General features: G+C 67.3%; 11 protein-coding genes. 5 read left to right on the top strand and 6 right to left on the bottom strand.

The window, feature by feature from the left end; genetic code table 11:
* The first annotated feature begins 127 nt into the window (after positions 1-127).
* The 3 genes from IHE49_RS12750 (at position 128) to IHE49_RS12740 (ending at position 5675) form a co-directional block, all read left to right on the top strand.
* Complete coding sequence (locus IHE49_RS12750) at positions 128-1825, top strand: DUF3300 domain-containing protein (protein ID WP_192158453.1); 1698 nt, start codon at positions 128-130, stop codon at positions 1823-1825.
* A 111-nt stretch (positions 1826-1936) separates the two neighbouring features.
* Positions 1937-4003: a M13 family metallopeptidase gene (locus IHE49_RS12745; protein ID WP_192158451.1), complete on the top strand. Its 2067-nt coding sequence runs from the start codon at positions 1937-1939 to the stop codon at positions 4001-4003.
* A gap of 70 nt (positions 4004-4073) precedes the next feature.
* Positions 4074-5675 carry a sulfotransferase gene (locus IHE49_RS12740; RefSeq protein WP_225578421.1) on the top strand — a complete coding sequence of 534 codons (1602 nt, stop codon included), beginning with the start codon at positions 4074-4076 and terminating at the stop codon, positions 5673-5675.
* Between the two features lie 504 nt (positions 5676-6179).
* Here the strand turns inward: IHE49_RS12740 and IHE49_RS12735 are convergent.
* From IHE49_RS12735 to IHE49_RS12715, 5 genes are all read right to left on the bottom strand, one after another.
* On the bottom strand, positions 6180-6839 hold the full coding sequence (locus IHE49_RS12735) for a class I SAM-dependent methyltransferase (RefSeq protein WP_192158449.1): 660 nt from the start codon (positions 6837-6839) through the stop codon (positions 6180-6182).
* Positions 6820-8175: a UDP-N-acetylmuramoyl-L-alanine--D-glutamate ligase gene (gene murD / locus IHE49_RS12730; protein ID WP_192158447.1), complete on the bottom strand. Its 1356-nt coding sequence runs from the start codon at positions 8173-8175 to the stop codon at positions 6820-6822. Before murD ends, IHE49_RS12735 begins: the two co-directional genes overlap by 20 nt.
* The gene (murL, locus tag IHE49_RS12725; protein WP_192158445.1) at positions 8175-9551 is read right to left on the bottom strand and encodes a UDP-N-acetyl-alpha-D-muramoyl-L-alanyl-L-glutamate epimerase; all 1377 of its coding nucleotides are present in this window, start codon (positions 9549-9551) and stop codon (positions 8175-8177) included. Before murL ends, murD begins: the two co-directional genes overlap by 1 nt.
* Before the next feature lie 4 nt (positions 9552-9555).
* The gene (locus IHE49_RS12720; protein WP_192158443.1) at positions 9556-9954 is read right to left on the bottom strand and encodes an endonuclease domain-containing protein; all 399 of its coding nucleotides are present in this window, start codon (positions 9952-9954) and stop codon (positions 9556-9558) included.
* Positions 9955-10044: 90 nt separating this feature from the next.
* Positions 10045-12660, bottom strand: a complete 2616-nt coding sequence (locus IHE49_RS12715) for a bifunctional aspartate kinase/diaminopimelate decarboxylase (protein WP_343227578.1) — start codon at positions 12658-12660, stop codon at positions 10045-10047.
* A gap of 179 nt (positions 12661-12839) precedes the next feature.
* Here IHE49_RS12715 and IHE49_RS12710 point away from each other — a divergent pair, with 179 nt between their 5' ends.
* A complete protein-coding gene (locus IHE49_RS12710) occupies positions 12840-14249 on the top strand; it encodes an FUSC family protein (RefSeq protein WP_192158441.1) in 1410 nt (469 codons plus the stop codon).
* Positions 14250-14428: 179 nt separating this feature from the next.
* Here IHE49_RS12710 and IHE49_RS12705 read toward each other — a convergent pair whose 3' ends face one another.
* Positions 14429-15946 carry a fumarate hydratase gene (locus IHE49_RS12705; RefSeq protein WP_192158439.1) on the bottom strand — a complete coding sequence of 506 codons (1518 nt, stop codon included), beginning with the start codon at positions 15944-15946 and terminating at the stop codon, positions 14429-14431.
* A gap of 208 nt (positions 15947-16154) precedes the next feature.
* On the opposite strand from IHE49_RS12705, the gene IHE49_RS12700 reads away from it, so the two are divergent.
* Positions 16155-17363, top strand: coding sequence for a hypothetical protein (locus tag IHE49_RS12700; RefSeq protein ID WP_192158437.1), 1209 nt, complete (start codon positions 16155-16157; stop codon positions 17361-17363).

Raw genomic sequence — 17363 nt, 5'->3', positions numbered from 1 at the left:
GCAACACCGTCCTTTTTGCGGAATCGCGCATGACCGGCGCATCGCACGTAACGAATACCGTACGACACGCATGGCAATAATCACCGCACCGCTTCTGTTCCATCGTCATCCCCATGGAGTGTTTCCGATGATCGACCGAACCTTCCCCCGCAACGCCGCCTGCACGCTGCTCTGCGCCGGCGTCGTGATGCTGGCCGGCTGCAACAAGGCCGCCGATTCGCAAGCCGCGAACCCAGCCGCCGCGGGCACCGCACCCGCATCCGCCGGCACCAGCGCACAACAGCCCGCGCCGTACACGCCTCCCTCGGCCGACCAGCTCTATCAAATGGTGGCGCCAATCGCCCTGTTCCCCGACAAGCTGGTAGCGCAAGTGCTGGCCGGCTCGACGTATCCCGACCAGATCACGGCCGCCGACAACATGCTGCAGCAGCATCCGAACCTCACCGGCAGCCAGTTGGCCGATGAGGTGAATCCGCAGCCGTGGGACCCCAGCGTGAAGGGCCTGACGCAATTCCCCAACGTGCTGGACCAGATGGCGCAGAACATCCCGTGGACGACCGCGCTGGGCGAGGCCTACGTCAATGACCCGTCCGACGTGATGAACGCCATCCAGGTGATGCGCCAGCGCGCGCAGCACAATGGCAGCCTGCGCAGCTCGGCGCAGATGCAGGTGGTCAGCCAGCCCTCGACCGCGCCGGCAGACGAACAACAAGTGGCGTATGAAGGCGACGCACAGCCCGTGTATGCCGGCCCCGCCGAGGTGCCGCCGCCGCCGCAGACCATCGAGATCCTGCCCGCGCAGCCCGATACGGTGTACGTGCCGCAATACGACCCGGAAACCGTATACGGCGAGCCGATGGCGCCCTACCCCGGCTACACCTATGCCCAGCCCGCCGGTTACAGCACCGGCCAGATCGTGGCGACGGGCGCCATCGCCTTCGGCGTCGGCATCGTGGTTGGAGCATTGTTCGAACACCACCACGACAACCAGGGCGGTCCCGGCCCGAATCCAGGCTGGGGCTGGAACAGTTGGGGCATGAACTGGGGCAGACATGGCGGCGGCCCGGAAGGCCAGGGCGGCGGCTGGCAGCGTCCGGCGGTGGTGCACAACAACACCGTCTATGTCTCGCGCTCCACGACGGTGGTCAACCGCTATGTCACCAACAACATCAACAACAGCCGCACGATCAACAACGTTACGAACAACACCCGCTACGTCAATACGACGAACAGCGGCAACAACCGTTACATCGGCAACGGCGCGAACAACGAACGCGCGCCAGCAGCGGCTGCGCAGAAACCCGCCATGCAGGCCATGACCATGCCGCACTTCGGCACGCCGGTACGCGGCGCCGAACCTGCGCGTTTCCAGCAGGCACACGCCGGCGCTCCCGCTCAGCCGGTGCCGCACGCTGCAGAAGCGCCGCGGGCCGTCGAAGCCCGGCGCGCTACCGCAGGATCGCGTCCTTTCGAAGCGCCGCGGGCTGCCGCGGCACCGCGTCCCGTCGAGGCTCCGCATGCGGTGGCAGCGCCGCGTCCCGCCGAGGCACCCCGTGCTGCCGAGGTGGTGCATAGCGTCGAAGCGCCGCATGAAGCAGCGCGCCCCGAAGCCACGCACACGGCGCCCCCGCGCCCCGAGCCCACCCACGCCACCGCACCGCGACCGGTGGAGATGGAACGTGCACCGCAACCTCCCGCGCCGCGCCCGGAAGCCAGGCCCCAGCCGGCACCCAGCCCGGCTGCCCATCCGGCGCCGGCTGAACAGCATCAGGCTGCCAAGCCCGCACACGCCCCACCGAAGAAACAGGACAACAACCAGCACTGACGGCGAGGCACGCCGGGAGCGCGCAAGAGCGCGCTCCCGGTCTTCCGGCACCTGCAACACCACCCGCTTGGCGCTATCGTGCCCGTCTCCCAAGACAGCGAGGTGGCACCCATGCAAAGCACTCGATGGATCCTGGCAACGGCGATCGCCGCCGCGCTTTGCGGCATGCCAGCCCTTGCCGCCGTGCCTGTCGCACACGGCCCCGACATCGGCATCGACCTCGCCGGCATCGACCACTCCGTACAGCCGGGCGACGAATTCTTCGACTACGCGAACGGCAATTGGCTGAAGACCGCGCAGATCCCCGCCGACCGCTCCAGCACCGGCACCTTCCTCAAGATCTTCGAGCTGACCGAGCAGCACACCGCCGACCTCATCAAGAACGCCGGCGCCAGCCATCCCGCCGCGGGCAGCAACGCACGCAGGATCGCCGACTACTACGCCGCCTACATGGACGAGGCCGCGATCGAGCAGCATGGCCTCGCGCCGCTGAAGACCGAACTGTCCGCCATCGACGCCATCGCCTCGAAGGACGACCTCGCCCGCGTGCTCGGCAGCCGCCTGCGCGCCGACGTGGATCCGGTCAACGCCACCAACTTCCATACCGAGAACCTGTTCGGCCTGTTCGTGACGCAGGGGCTGGAAGATCCCTCGCACACCGTCGCGTATCTGCTGCAGGGCGGCGTGGCCATGCCCAGCCGGGACTACTACCTCGCCGACGATTCAAACATGGCGGCGTTCCGCAGCCAGTACCACACCTACGTGGTCGCGCTGTTCAAGCAGGCCGGCATCGCCGACGCGGAGGCCAAGGCCGCCACGGTGATCGACCTGGAAACCAAGATCGCCAAGGCGCAGGAAAGCCTGGTCGACAGCCAGGACGTGCACAAGGCGAACAACCTGTGGAGCACGACCGACTTCGCGCAGAAGGCACCCGGCCTGGACTGGGCCAGCTACTTCAAGGCCGCCGGCCTCGGCAGCCAGAAGCAGATCGACGCATGGCAGCCCGGCGCCATCACCCGCCTCGCCGCACTGGTCGGCAGCGAACCGCTGGACGCATGGAAGACCCTGCTCACCTTCCACACGCTGGACGGCGCCGCGCCCTTGCTGCCCAAGGCCTACGCCGACCTCCATTTCGGTTTCTATGGCCACACCTTGCAGGGCACGCCCCAGCAACAGCCGCGCTGGAAGCTCGCGGTGGGCGCCACCAACACCGATCTCGGCGATGCGGTGGGCCAGCTCTACGTGCAGAAATATTTCCCCGCCTCCTCCAAGGCCGAAGTGCAGCAACTGGTGAAGAACCTGATCGCCGCCTTCAACGAACGCCTCGACACGCTGAGCTGGATGACCCCGGGTACCCGCGCCAAGGCGAAGGAGAAACTGGTCACGTTGAAAGTGGGCGTGGGCTATCCCGAGCACTGGCGCGACTACGGCAGCATGCAGGTCAGCGCCGACGATCCACTGGGCAACCACCTGCGTGCGGAAAAACACGAATACGAACACCAGCTGGCGAAGCTCGGCAAGCCGGTGGACCGCGGCGAATGGTGGATGACGCCGCAGACGGTGAACGCAGTGAACCTGCCGCTGCAGAACGCGCTGAACTTCCCCGCCGCGATCCTGCAGGCACCGTTCTTCGACCCGAAGGCCGACGCCGCTGCCAATTACGGCGCCATCGGCGCCATCATCGGCCACGAGATCAGCCATAGCTTCGACAACACCGGCGCCGACTTCGACGCGCAGGGCAAGATGGAAAACTGGTGGACTCCCGCCGACGAGGCACACTTCAAGAGCGCCACCGAGCAGTTGGCCAAGCAGTTCGACCAGTACGAGGCGCTGCCCGGCCTGCATGTCAACGGCGAGCAGACGCTGGGCGAAGACATCGCCGACGTTTCCGGCCTCACCATCGCGTACCTCGCGTACCACAAGTCGCTGGGCGGCAAGCCTGCGCCGACAATCGACGGCCTGAGCGGCGACCAGCGCTTCTTCCTGGCCTTCGGGCAGGCCTGGCGCTCGAAGATACGCGACGCCGCCCAGCGCCAGCGCCTCAGCATCGACGTGCACGCGCCCGCGCAGTTCCGCGCGCTCACCGTACGCAACCTCGATGCGTGGTACCCGGCGTTCAACGTGAACCCCGGCCAGAAGCTCTATCTTGCGCCGGACCAGCGGGTGAAGATCTGGTAAGCGCCACTGCCGTAGGAAACCTTGAAAAGCCGCGCCCGAAAAGGCGCGGTTTTTTTCCATAATGGCGGCCATGAACAACACCAAGCCAACCCCTCCCGCACTGCGCAAGCTGCTGGACGACGCCCGGCAGGCCCGTGCCCGCGGAGACCATGCGCAAGCCGGCCAACTCGCCGCGCACGCCACGCAAGTGGATGCCAACTGCGCCGAAGCGCACTACCTCGCCGGCCGCATTTGCCTCGACACCAGGCAACAGGGTCGTGCACTGGAGCATCTGAACCGCGCCGTGGCCATCGAAACCGAGAACGCCGAATACACCACGTATTTCGCGCTTGCGCTGGCGATTTCGTGCCGCTATGGCCAAGCCCTGCAGGTCGCCAACATCGCCTACGCGCTGACGCCGGCCGACCCGCTGACACTGGATGTGCTGGGCGGCGTCTACATGCAGTGCAATGCGTTCGAGCGCGCCAATGCGATGTTCCGTCGCGCGACGGCCGCGCTGCCGGATCACGCCGTCGTCCGCTTCAATGCCGCCGTGACCGCCACCTTCACCGGCAACCTCGCCGCCGCCGAAACGCACTTCGGCACTTGCGTAGCCTTGCAGCCGACGTACTGGCCGGCCTACGGGCTGCGATCGCGCCTGTACCGGCAAACGCCGGACCGCAACCACGTCGAAGCTCTGCGCACGCTGCTGACCGAACATGCCGGCGATGTCGATGCGCAAATCCACCTGCACAGCGCGCTGGCCAAGGAGTGTGAAGATCTCGGCGACTATGCCGCCTCCTTCGAGCACATGCGGCTGGGCAAGGCCGCCGCGCGCACGCGCGTGGACTACCAACCCCAGCGGGATCGCGCGATGGTCGACGCGCTGATCGCGGCGTTCCCCGGCACGGTGGACAGCGGCAGCGGCTACGGCAGCGACGAACCCATCTTCGTCGTGGGCATGCCGCGCTCCGGCACCACGCTGGTGGAGCGCATCCTGTCCAGTCATCCGGATGTGCATTCCGCCGGCGAACTGATGGACTTCGGCACGCAGCTCTGCCGCCTGGCGCCTGCCGGCGCACCGGCAAGGCTGTGCCCGGAACTGATCGCGCAATCGCACCGGTACGACTGGCACCAGCTCGGCCTGCGCTACGTGGACGCCACCCGCCCGCAGACCGCGCTCAAGCCGCGCTTCATCGACAAGCTGCCGCACAACTTCCTCAACCTCGGCCTGATCGCCAAGGCGCTGCCGAAAGCGAAGATCATCTGCCTGCGCCGCCATCCGCTCGACACCTGCCTCAGCAACTTCCGCGAAGCCTTCGCGGAAAACTCCGCCTTCCACGGCTACAGCTTCGACCTGCTCGACATCGGTCGCTTCTACATCCAGTTCGACCGAATGATGGCTCACTGGAACACCGTGCTGCCCGGTCGCATTCTGCAGGTGGACTACGAAACCCTGGTGGCCGAACAGGAAGCCACCACCCGCAAGCTGCTCGCACACTGCGACCTGGAATGGCACGACGCCTGCCTGGCCTTCCAGAACAATCCTTCCGCCGTGGCCACCGCCAGCACCGCGCAGGTCCGCGAGGGCATGCACCGCCGCGCCGTAGGTCGCTGGGAAAAATTCCGGCCCTGGCTGGGGGAACTGGATGCATTGCTGCGGGAAGGCGGGATCGACACTTCGGCGGCATGAGGTCGCGCAGAAGTTTCCATGTCGTTCTCGCAAGTGACAAAGCGGTTTCGTGCGCCCCAAGAAAAGCAGCGCGCTCCTGCGTGCAGAAGCAAACGGCCAAAGCAGAGCGTGGCGGTTGCCTGTCATTCCGGCGAAGGCCGGAATCCAGTTGCGACGAGCTATACGGCTGCTGGATCCCGGCCTTCGCCGGGATGACGAGCGTGACGTCCCCGATTTCGCGTGTGCCCCAGCTCCCGGATACGGCGCGGCATGGCGGCGGCGGCGGTCGTGTCGCGCGATGCAGTTCCAACATCCTCGAAACAGCAGGCTTGTAATCCCGGCGGATTGAGCAAGGCCGCTCTTTGGGCCACCTTCCTTTGGGCCAGCAAAGAAAGGGACTCGGGCGCCGGCAGGCAATCGAAAGGCCTCCGCAGGCGAGCCCGATCGCGGAAACGAACGGTCGTCGCCAGAACCACCCTCTCCCCCACTCCTCCCCGCAGGCCCGAGAGGGAGAAAATGCGCAGCTCACCGCGACTTGCGCCACAAACTCACGCGCCGATCCATACCGACCTGCTCCCAGCCGAACCGCCGCGCGATCCAACGCAGCGAAGCCTCGGAATGAAATCCCACATGCGTAGGATCACGGTGGTAATGCCAGCGCGCAAACCCCGCCATCGCCGGACGCAATTCGGTCATCAGGCCGAGCAAGCCGCCAGTCACGAGCATCGCGTCGATGCATGCAAGATCGCGCAAGGGGGCATGCATGTGCTCCAGCACTTCAGTGCAGGTGACGAAGTCGTAGCGCGCGGCCAGCGGCATCTCATCGGGAGCGAAGAACGGGTCATAGCCGACTGTCGGGAAACCCGCTTCGCTCAGCATCGTGGCGAGCGCCGGCGCCGCACCGCAACCATAATCGAGACCATGCGCGCCAGGCGCGAGACGTACCATCAACGGTCCGGCAAGTTGCGCGAGGAAACGGCGATAGCCCGGATCGTCGACGCGGTTGTCGTGTGTGCCGTAATAGGCACGCTCGGCCACGGCGTCCAGCCATGTCGCCGGGTCGCGGCTGACCAGATCGCACGACGCACAATGGCGGTAGATACCGGTGGTTTCGCGCCACGACGCGCCGGACGAATCGCCGCACAGCGGGCACGCCACCACGGCGTCAGCGGATGCCGAGCCCATCGATGCCGGTCGTTTCGACAGCGAAGCCGGCCAGCTCCGCGAAACGGCGACCGCGCTCGGCATAGTCCTTGAACTGGTCGAAGCTGGGCGCGCCCGGCGACAGCAGCACCACGCCATCCGCCGGCGTGACAGTGCGTGCCATCGCCACCGCGTCGGCGAAATCCTCGGCCTCGCCCAGCGGTACCGTGGCCTTGGCCGTACGCAGCGCCAACGCGATGCGCGGTCCGTTGGCCCCCTGCGTCACGATGCGCAGGTCGGTGCGATCCTTGGCGGCACGCACGAAGTCCGACCAGTCCAGCCCGCGATCATGCCCGCCCACGACCACCGTGACCTCGCGTCCGGCCAGGCTGTCCAGCGCAGCCAGCGTGGCCAGCGGCGTGGTGCTGATGGAATCGTTGATCCACGCCAGGCCGTCGCGGATGCCGAGCGGTTGCAGGCGATGCGGCAGCGGGCGGAAATCCGCCAATGCCGGCGCGGCCTTGATCGCGTCGTAGCCCAGCGCTTCCAGCGCAGCCAGCGCCGCGCAGGCGTTGAGCGCGTTGTGCAGGCCGGGCGCAGCCATCGCGTGGATGTCGAACACGGCCTGTTCGCCACGGCGGATCGCAGCATCGGCCACATGCCAGCCCTCGGGCGTGCCGAACACGAGGCGATGCGGATGCGTGGCGGTGCGCTCCAGCAAGTACGCCTGCTGCCCGTTGACCAGCAGGGTACGCGACACATCCGCGAGCTTGAGCTTGTCGGCCACGTAGCGCTCGCGCGAACCGTGCCAGTCGAGGTGTTCCTCGTACAGGCTGGTGACCACGCCCAGCTCCAGCGCACCCGCTTCTCCGGTCTGGAAACTGGAAAGTTCGACGGCCCACAAGTCGGCGGACTGGCCTTGCAGCTCCAGCAAGGGCAGGCCGATGTTGCCGGCCAGCGCGGTGCGCACATCCAGGGCACGCGCGAGATGCGCGATGAAGGCGGTGGTGGTGCTCTTGCCCTTGGTGCCGGTCACCGCGATCACGCGTGCGTCCGCGTTCTCCGCGAACCAGAGCGCAGTGCCCGAGGTGAACGCGGTGCCTTGTGCCTGCGCGGTGGTCACCGCAGGCTTGTAGACGGAGATGCCCGGCGACTTCACCACCACGTCGTAGGCGCACAGAGCTACCGAGCCCGGCTCCTGGCCATAGACGGTAAGCGCGGCGTCGAATGCGCGCGCCGCATCGGCCTCATCCTCGCTGCAATACAGCGCCAACGGCAGCTGCGGCAGTTGCGCATGGATGGCGCGGATCGCGGCCCGGCCCTCGCGGCCGAAACCCCACACCGCGACGCGCTTGCCCGCCAGGTCGGCGATGCGCATCAGGCGATGGCCTTCAACGCGGCCTGCAGGCGCTCTGGCACGCGATGTTCGGAGGAGGGTTCGAGCCATGGCTCCAGCGCGAGTTGCGCCACCTCGAGCTGCGGCAGGATTTCGCTGCTGAAACGCGCCACCAGCGCGTCCTCCTGCCACTCCGGCCGCTGGCTCAGCGCATACATGGCCGCGCGCGCCTCGGCGCCCTCGCCCACGCATTCGAACGGCTTGTGGTCCTGGTATTCCAGCAGGGCGTCGAACCCCGCTGCCTGCGTCTCGTCGTCGAGCAGGTTGCGCCCGAAGATCGCGAGCAGGCGAGGCTTGGGCAGGAACGGCGCCAGTGCGAGAAACACGAAATGGCACTTCGGGCACTGCCCGCACCAGCGGTCCGCCGGCTTGGGACCGAGGATCTTGAAGTTGCGGTTGCAGCTGGAGAAGGCGTCGAAATACGGCGTGAGCTTTGCGAACGCACGCGTGATCGCCAGTTCGGAGTACGGGCGCAGCAGCGAGCAATAGTCGAGGTCGGCGGCCACGTGCGTGTGCAACCAGTCGCCCAGCAGCTGTTCGAAGGCGTAGCCCTTGCTCCACTGGTGGTTCACCTGCTGGCCTTCGTATTCCAGCGTCGCGGCGGAGGCGGAGCGTTCGTTGGCGAAAGCGATGGAGTCGAAGCCATAGAGGATGGCGGCCACGGCGAGGATGACCGAGTTCACCGCGGTCACCGGGATGTGGCCGTTCCACGCACCGCGCTGGTTGAGCTCGAACAGCGCCGGCGCCAGCTCGCGCTGAAGGTTGAGCATGGGCAGGCCGGTGCGCTCGGCGCAGGCGGCGATCAGCGCGGAGTTGCCGACCCACACCGCGGTGGCTTCACCGCCGATGGACTTGATGGCTTCCACCGCGACCAGGGAATCCTTGCCGCCGCCGATGGGAACCAGGGTGCGTTGCGGCAGGCCCAGGGCTTTCGCTTCAGGCCGGCTCACGCCACCACGTGGGATCGCCGGATCGGCTTCCGCACCAAGGCGCGGGAACACGATGCGCCCGCGCAGGTCCAGCCCGTTGCGATACGCAAACTCGGCCAGACCATGCAGGTAAAGCGCATCGAGCAGGTCGGCGGTGGCGTCGTCCAACGGACCGTCGGTCACCTCGATCTTCGGCGGCACGCCGGCCTTGTAGTAGCTGACGCCGGCGACCAGGTGCAGCAGTTTCAGTGCGGCATCGAATGCGGCCTTGCGCTCCACCGGCAGCGCGGGGGCATGCGGGAAGCGGATACGCTCCACCATGGGCTCGCCATCGTCGAAGGCATATGCCAGCTCGGCCACGCCGTCGGCGTAGCTTGCGTGCAGGAAGCGGAACACCTGGGTCAGGCGGGGATTGTGGATCGTCGTCATTCTCTCAAGTCTCCCGCGAGCCCTGCCCCCACTCCCCTCCGGGGAGAGGGTTGGGGTGAGGGACCGGGCTTGCCAAGGCCTCCAGACTCGCCTCAAGCACGCCCTCGATATTTGTCAGTACGTCATTGTCCCAGAAACGCAGCACGCGGTAGCCCATGGCTTCCAACTTGCGCGTGCGAGTTTCGTCATAAATCATCTGTTCGCCATGCTGGCTGCCGTCCAATTCCACGATCAGGCCTGCATCCGGACAGACGAAGTCGGCGATGTAACGATCCATTTCATGCTGGCGGCGGAATCTCCAGCCTTGCATCTGGCGGTTGCGCAGGTGGTGCCAGAGTTTTTGTTCGGCTTCGGTTTGGCCGACTCTCAGACGTCGTGCCCGATCCACGTGCAAGTGTTTCATCCTTGAAACCTCCGCTTCGTTGGATAGCTGCCTACGAGCACCCACCCCTCACTCCAACCCTCTCCCCAGAGGGGAGAGGGAGAAAGGCGGTCAATTATCCAGCACGACCTCTTCCGTTTCGCCGCGCAGGTTGTAGGGCGAGGACATCACTTTGCCGTACGCGCCGGTCTGGGCGATCAGGACCACGTCGCTTTCCCGTGGCTCGGGCAGGCGGCGGTCGCTGCCCAGCACGTCGCCGCTTTCGCAGATCGGGCCGACCACCTGGAACAGCGCGTCGGAGGGCTCGTCCAGGCGACTGAGGTTGACGATCTCGTGCCAGGCGTCGTACAGCGCGGGACGGATCAGGCTGTTCATGCCGGTGTCCACGCCGAGGTAGCGCCAGCTGCCCTTGCCCTTGGTCTGGGTGACGCGCGCCAGCAACACGCCGGCGTCGGCCACCAGGTAACGACCCGGCTCCATCCACAACTGGTAGTGCGGGTAGGCCGCCTTGACCTCGCGCAGCACCTTGTCCAGCGCGGCGATGTCCAGCTTCGCCTCGCCCGGGTGCGAGGGCACGCCCAGGCCGCCGCCGATGTTGAGGAAGGCGATGCTGCCGATGCGCTCGGCGAGGCTGGCCAGCTGGCTGTACACCTCGCCCCAGTGCTTCGCGTCGAGCACGCCCGAGCCGAGGTGCGCATGCAGGCCACGCACCACCACGCCATGCGCGTCGGCGTGGCGCAGGAAGACATCGAGCTGTTCGACGGGCAGGCCGAACTTGCTGCCGCTGCCGCCGGTGCGCACCTTCTCGTGGTGGCCGAGGCCGCGCCCTAGGTCCACGCGCAACACGATCTCGCGGCCGCGGAACAGCTCGCCCCAGTATTCCACCGGGTGCAGTGCATCCAGCGTGATCGTGGCGCGTGTAGCCAGGCCGCGCTCGAAATCCGCACGCGAGGCGAAGTTGGGCGTGAACAGCAGCAGCACGTCCGCAGGCACCGCCGCCGACACCGATTCCAGTTCACCCGGCGACACGCATTCGAAGGCGAAACCCTCCGCGGCCAATACGCGCAGGATCGCCGGGTGCGTGTTCGCCTTCACCGCGTAGTGCAGGCGATCCACCGCTGCCAAGGTTTTCAGCTCGCGCGCCTGCTGGCGCACCGTTGGCAGGTGGTAGACGTAGCGCGGCGTGGCCTCGGCGGCGATATCGAGCAGCCGGCTGCGTTCGGCCGGCTCGCGCCACCACGCGTGCGCAACCGCCGCCTCGCCGCTGCCGTACAGCTGCTGCCAGCTCGGGCCGAACAGCACGCTGTCGTCGGTACGCAGCGCGCCGGCAGTGATCAGCAGCTCGTGCAGGTGCGGCAGCAGGTCGTCCACCACGTCCTCGTCCACCACGAAGGTGAGGTTGAGGTTGTTGGACGACTGCGAGATCAGGTGCACGCGCAGCTGGTCGAACTCGGCCAGCACACTGGACAGCGTGTGCAGCATCGAGCGCATGCCGCGGCCGACCAGGGTGATCGCCGCGCAGGGTGCGATCACCTTGACCCGGCACACCTTGGCGAGGTCGCCGGCCAGCGCGGCGATCGCGTCGGAATCGAGCAGGTTCTCGGTGGGGTCCAGCGACACGGTGACGTTGGTCTCGGCCGAGCCGATCAGGTCCACCGAGAGACCGTGTTGCTTGAACTGCGCGAACACGTCGGCAAGGAAACCGACCTGCTGCCACATGCCCACCGATTCCATCGACACCAGGGTGATGCCCTTGCGCGCGCTGATCGCCTTCACCGAGGGCGCGTGCTCGCGCACCTGCGGGCCGATCACCGTGCCTTCCAGCTCGGGGCGGTTGGTGTCCTTCACCAGCAGCGGCACGCGCGGCTCGCGCAGCGGCGAGAGGCAGCGCGGGTGCAGCACCTTGGCACCGGTGGAGGCGATTTCCTGCGCCTCCTCGTAGTCCAGCTTCTGCAGCAGGCGCGCGCCCGGCACCTGGCGCGGGTTGGCGGTGAACATGCCCGCCACGTCGGTCCAGATCTCCACGCGCGCCGCCTTCAGCAGCGCGCCGAAGTACGAGGCCGAGGTGTCCGAGCCGCCTCGGCCGAGCAGCACGGTGCGCCCTTCGCTCTCGCGCGCGATGAAGCCCTGCGTGATGAACACCTCGCCCTGCGCGGCGAGGCGCGCGTTCAGGGCCGGATCGGGCTTGGCCTCGACCATCGCGGAAAGCAGCTTGGTGCGCTCGTTCTGGTTGGGCAGCGCAATGGCGGCAAGGCAATCGCGCGCGTCCACCCACTGCGTGGGCAAGCTGCTGTGGCTGAGAAAAGCTGCGCCCAGCGCGCTGGACATCAGCTCGCCGTGCGCCTGCACCAAGGCTGCCCAGGCCAGTTCGCCCAGTCGCGACGGGCCTTCCGCCGCCAATGCGGCCAGCTCGTCCAGGCGCGCGCCCAGCGTGGCCGGCAGCTGGAGCTGCATATGGCCGAGCAGGTCGTAGTGGCGTTGCGCGATGGCGCCGGCCGCCGCCTTGCGTTTGCCCTGGTCGCCCTCGCCGCACAGCTGTTTCAGCGCGTCGGTGATGCCGGTGAGCGCGGATACGACCACCAGCACGCGCGCGCCTTCTGCGCGGCGGCTGGCGACCAGCTCACGGATGTTCTGCCAGCGCGGCAGGGTGGCGACACTGGTGCCGCCGAACTTCATCACGATCCAGGGGGCGTCCGCAGGCAGCGGCGCAGGGGCGTTGGGGTTCACGGGTCTCTTGGGTGGTGGCTGGGGAAATGATCCGCCCAGTGTTGCGCTGCGGCAACACGATTGCAACCGTCGATTCATCCAATACCATTTGGACGTCCAGACGTCCACTTGACGGAACCAAGGGCGCCCTGTCGCAGCGCTGCTAGACTGCGCGCTGCCGACCAGGAACCCGCCAGCGCATGACTGCCGCGCCTTTCGCCCTGTCCACGATGTTGCGGGCACTGCCCGAGGCCATGGCGGCGATGCTGGCCGCCCTGCTCACCATGGCCTGCGCCCAATGGCTCGCACCCGGCCCTGGCAGCGCGGTGCTGGCGGTGGTGCTGAGCCTGTCGCTGGCGCGCAGCCGGCTCGACCGCGACCACCGCGGCCAACTGGAAGCGGCCATCGCCCTGCCCGTGGTAGGCCTCGCCGCGACCGGCGTCGGCTGGTTGCTTCTGCACGCACCGTGGATCGGCGCCACGGCGTTCACCGTGGGCATGGCGTCGTCGGTGTGGCTGCGCCAGTTCGGCGAGCTGGCGCGGCGTGCCAGCCGGCTGGTCGCCTTGCCCTTCGTGACCGTGCTCACCGTGCCGCACCTGTCCGGGGCGCAGCGCGGGCCGTTGCCCGCCGCGCTGGTTCCGATCCTGGTGGCACTGCTGGCGCTGGCCTGGGTGTCCTTGCTCGACGCGCTGGGCCAGCGCATGGGTTGGCTGGTCGATGAGCGCAAGCACCACGTTGCCGCACCGACGCGCGCCCCGGCCAGCCAGGCGCGACTTTCGGCCACCACGCGCATGGCCTTGCAGATGGCGGTGGCGCTGGCGCTCGCCTTCGCCGTTGGCCACCTGGGTTTCGGCGAACACTGGCCATGGGTGGTGCTGACCGCCTTCATCGTGCACAGCGGCAACCGCGGCCGGCTGGAGGTGGCGTACAAAAGCCTGCTGCGGCTGGCGGGTGCGGCAGGCGGCTGCGTTGCAGCAGCCCTGCTCGCCGCACCGGCCGATGCGCACGGCAGCGTCGCGTTGATCCTGCTCGCGCTGTTCCTCGGCACCTGGCTGCGCCAGCTCAACTATGCCTGGTGGGCGCTGTTCGTCACCGTGGCGCTGGCGCTGTTGCAGAACTACGCCGGATTACCCGCGGCATCGGCGATGACACTGCGCCTGGCCGCCATCGCGGCCGGTGCGGCCATCGGCGTAGCCACCGCATGGCTGGTGTTGCCGGTGTGTTCCACCGATGTATTGCGCCGACGTCTGGCCGACGCGCTGGCCGCGCTGGGCGAGGCGCTGGATCCAGCGGTTGAGCGACGCGACGCGGCGGCCTTCGTTCGTGCACTCAATGACGTGGAATCGCTGGCTCCCGCGTTCCGTGCTGCACGCATGCTCGGGCTGCGCCAGCCGGCGGACTGGATCGACGTGCTGCCCGCTTGTCGTGCGCCCGCGCTGGCGCTGATCGAACAAGGCGCCACGCCAGGGGATGTGCGGCGCGCGATAGGCGCGGCAAGGCAGGCGCTACGGGAACCCGAGCGCCTGCTCGATGCCTTGAAGGCACTGCACGACGCACTCCCTCTCCCCGCCGGGGAGAGGGTTGGGCTGAAGGGACAATCTGGCGAATGACTTTGACGAAGCACCACGTGCTTCGATGTGATGCTCTCGCGCCCCCTCACCCTGTCCGTTGCTAGGCTCGTTCCTCGCCAAGCACCCCCGGCACTCGCACCAGCGCTCGGGCGCTCAGCCATACGCAAGCCAGTGGCTCGCAAGCAGCATGGCCTCGCCCCAAAGGGGAGAGGGGAAAATCAGGCGACCACCACGGGAATCTTGCCGATCCGCGCCTGCCACTCCTTCGGTCCGGTCTGGTGCACGGAAGTGCCGGCGGAATCCACCGCCACGGTCACCGGCATGTCCTGCACCTCGAACTCGTAGATCGCCTCCATCCCAAGGTCGGCGAAACCGACGACGCGCGAGGCCTTGATCGCCTTGGACACCAGGTAGGCGGCGCCGCCCACGGCCATCAGGTACACCGACTGGTGCTTCTTGATCGCCTCGATCGCGGCCGGGCCGCGCTCGGCCTTGCCGACCATGCCGAGCAGGCCGGTCTGCGCCAGCACCTGTTCGGTGAACTTGTCCATGCGCGTGGCGGTAGTGGGGCCGGCCGGGCCGACCACTTCGTCGCGTACCGGATCGACCGGGCCGACGTAGTAGATGAAGCGGCCATGGAAATCGACCGGCAACGGCTCGCCCTTGTTGAGCATCTCCACCATGCGCTTGTGCGCAGCATCGCGCCCCGTGAGCAGCTTGCCGTTGAGCAGCAGCACTTCGCCCGGCTTCCACGCGGCGACTTCTTCCTTGGTCACCGTATCGAGGTTCACGCGGCGCGCGTTCTGCGGGCTGTAGGTGAGCTTGGGCCAGTCTTCCAGCGACGGCGGATCGAGCAGGACGGGGCCCGAACCATCCAGCGTGAAGTGCGCATGGCGGGTGGCGGCGCAGTTGGGGATCATCGCCACCGGCAGGTTGGCCGCGTGGGTCGGGTAATCCTTGACTTTGATGTCGAGCACGGTGGTGAGACCGCCCAAGCCCTGTGCGCCGATGCCCAGCGCGTTGACCTTCTCGTACAGCTCGATGCGCAGCTCTTCCGCGCGGTTCTGCGGACCGCGGGCGATCAGCTCCTGGATGTCGATGTGCTCCATCAGCGACTCCTTCGCCAGCAGCATCGCCTTCTCGGCGGTGCCACCGATGCCGATGCCCAGCATGCCCGGCGGGCACCAGCCGGCGCCCATGGTCGGCACGGTCTTCAGCACCCAGTCCACGATGGAGTCGGAGGGGTTGAGCATCACGAACTTGCTCTTGGCTTCCGAACCGCCGCCCTTCGCCGCGACGATCACGTCCACGGTGTCGCCCGGCACGATGGAGACGTTGATGACGGCCGGCGTGTTGTCCTTGGTGTTGCTGCGCTTGCCGGCCGGGTCGGCCAGCACGCTGGCACGCAGCTTGTTGTCCGGGTCGTTGTAGGCGCGGCGCACGCCTTCGTTGACCATGTCCTCCAGCGACATCGTGGCGTCGTCCCAGCGCACGTTCATGCCCACCTTGAGGAACACGGTGACGATGCCGGTGTCCTGGCACAGCGGACGATGCCCTTCGGCGGCCATGCGCGAATTGATCAGGATCTGCGCCATCGCATCCTTCGCCGCCGGCGACTCCTCGCGCTCGTACGCGGCGGCGAGGTTCTTGATGTAGTCGACGGGGTGGTAGTAGCTGATGTACTGCAGGGCGTCGGCGACGGACTGGATCAGGTCGGCTTGCTTGATGGCGGTCATGGGGATGGCTTGACTGGGGAACGGAGAAAGGCGCCGTCTGGACTGCCGCCAGCGACGCGCGAAAGGGGTTATTGTGCCGCAAGCACCCCCGCTCCGGGCTCGGAGCCGGCCCGTTGGCCGCCCGCCGCTCAAGTTTTTCGTTGGATTGCCGTTAAACGTCTGGCAAGGGCCACGCCCTTCCCTATCGACCATCAACGGATCCAACCCAATGCTTTCCAAGAAGACCCTTGCCGCGACCCTCGTGGCAACGATTGCCGCTGCCTCCAGTGCGCATGCCGACGACAGCTTCTCCTGGCGTTTTTCCGGCTTCGGCACGGTCGGCTATACCGCCACGAACACCAACGACATGCTGCTGGTCAATCCAGGCCAGCTCAAGGGCGCCCAGGAGGGCGGCACCGGCCTGGTCGATTCGCGCGTCGGCGGCCAGCTCGACCTCACCTTCACGTCCAGCCTCAGTGCCACCGCACAGGCCATCGCGATGCAGGACGCCAAGGGCCGCTTCCGCCCGACGGTGGAGTGGGCCTTCCTGCGCTACAAACTCAGCAGCGACACCACGCTACGACTGGGCCGGCTGGGCTGGCCGGCTTACCTGGTCTCCGATTACCGCTATGTGGGTTATGCCAACCCGTGGGTGCGCGCGCCGCTGGAGGTCTACAACCTCGCCGCGATGGACAACTACGAAGGTGCGGACATCAGCTGGTCGCACAACGCCGGCGCGGGCTACCTCACCCTGCAGGCGCTGGGCGGGCACGCCTCCAGCCCGCTGCCCGACACCACCGAGACGACCGCACGGTTGAAGGTCAACCAGTTGGCCGGTGCCTACGTCACCTACGAGATCGGCAACCTGCGCCTGCGCGGCGGAGCCAGCACCGGCAAGGTGACCTACCGCTCGGACAACCTCGGATTGCTGGTGGACAGCCTGCAGATGGTCGGCTTCGACCAGTACGCCAGCACCATCAACGCCGACGGTGCGCGCACCACCTTCATGAGCCTGGGCGGCAACTACGACGACGGCAAGCTGTTGCTCACCGGCGAGTACGCCAAATTGCGCTCCGCTTCCGACGCGCTGGGCACCGCTTCCGGCTGGTACGGCACGGCCGGCTACCACTTCGGCAAGTGGATGCCCTATGTCACGTGGGCCGGCTACGCCAAGCGCGACAACAGCTCGAACTACGCATTCCCGCCGTATCCGCCGCTGATGCCCCTTGCGCAGGGCGTGGACGGCCTGGTTGAAGGCAACAGCCAGCACACCGCCTCGGCGGGCGTGCGCTGGGACGTGTACAAGAACGTGGCGATCAAGCTGCAGGCCGATCACGTCCAGCCTTCTTCCCATGGCGGCACTTTCACGGACGTGGTCCCCGGCTACGACGGGCATGCCGTGGACGTGTACTCCGCCGTCGTCGATTTCCTGTTTTGA

It is taken from the genome of Rhodanobacter sp. 7MK24 (assembly GCF_014842995.1).
In the GTDB taxonomy this organism is placed as follows: Bacteria; Pseudomonadota; Gammaproteobacteria; order Xanthomonadales; family Rhodanobacteraceae; genus Rhodanobacter_A.
This window is presented reverse-complemented; position numbering and strand designations above follow the sequence as displayed.

Excerpts from the sequence above, each read along its gene's own strand:
- IHE49_RS12700 (WP_192158437.1), top strand. The coding sequence starts at position 16,155 with ATGCTTTCCAAGAAGACCCTTGCCGCGACCCTCGTGGCAACGATTGCC.
- IHE49_RS12710 (WP_192158441.1), top strand. The coding sequence starts at position 12,840 with ATGACTGCCGCGCCTTTCGCCCTGTCCACGATGTTGCGGGCACTGCCC.
- IHE49_RS12720 (WP_192158443.1), bottom strand. The coding sequence starts at position 9,954 with ATGAAACACTTGCACGTGGATCGGGCACGACGTCTGAGAGTCGGCCAA.
- IHE49_RS12750 (WP_192158453.1), top strand. The coding sequence starts at position 128 with ATGATCGACCGAACCTTCCCCCGCAACGCCGCCTGCACGCTGCTCTGC.
- murL (WP_192158445.1), bottom strand. The coding sequence starts at position 9,551 with ATGACGACGATCCACAATCCCCGCCTGACCCAGGTGTTCCGCTTCCTG.
- IHE49_RS12705 (WP_192158439.1), bottom strand. The coding sequence starts at position 15,946 with ATGACCGCCATCAAGCAAGCCGACCTGATCCAGTCCGTCGCCGACGCC.
- murD (WP_192158447.1), bottom strand. The coding sequence starts at position 8,175 with ATGCGCATCGCCGACCTGGCGGGCAAGCGCGTCGCGGTGTGGGGTTTC.
- IHE49_RS12735 (WP_192158449.1), bottom strand. The coding sequence starts at position 6,839 with ATGGGCTCGGCATCCGCTGACGCCGTGGTGGCGTGCCCGCTGTGCGGC.
- IHE49_RS12740 (WP_225578421.1), top strand. The coding sequence starts at position 4,074 with ATGAACAACACCAAGCCAACCCCTCCCGCACTGCGCAAGCTGCTGGAC.
- IHE49_RS12745 (WP_192158451.1), top strand. The coding sequence starts at position 1,937 with ATGCAAAGCACTCGATGGATCCTGGCAACGGCGATCGCCGCCGCGCTT.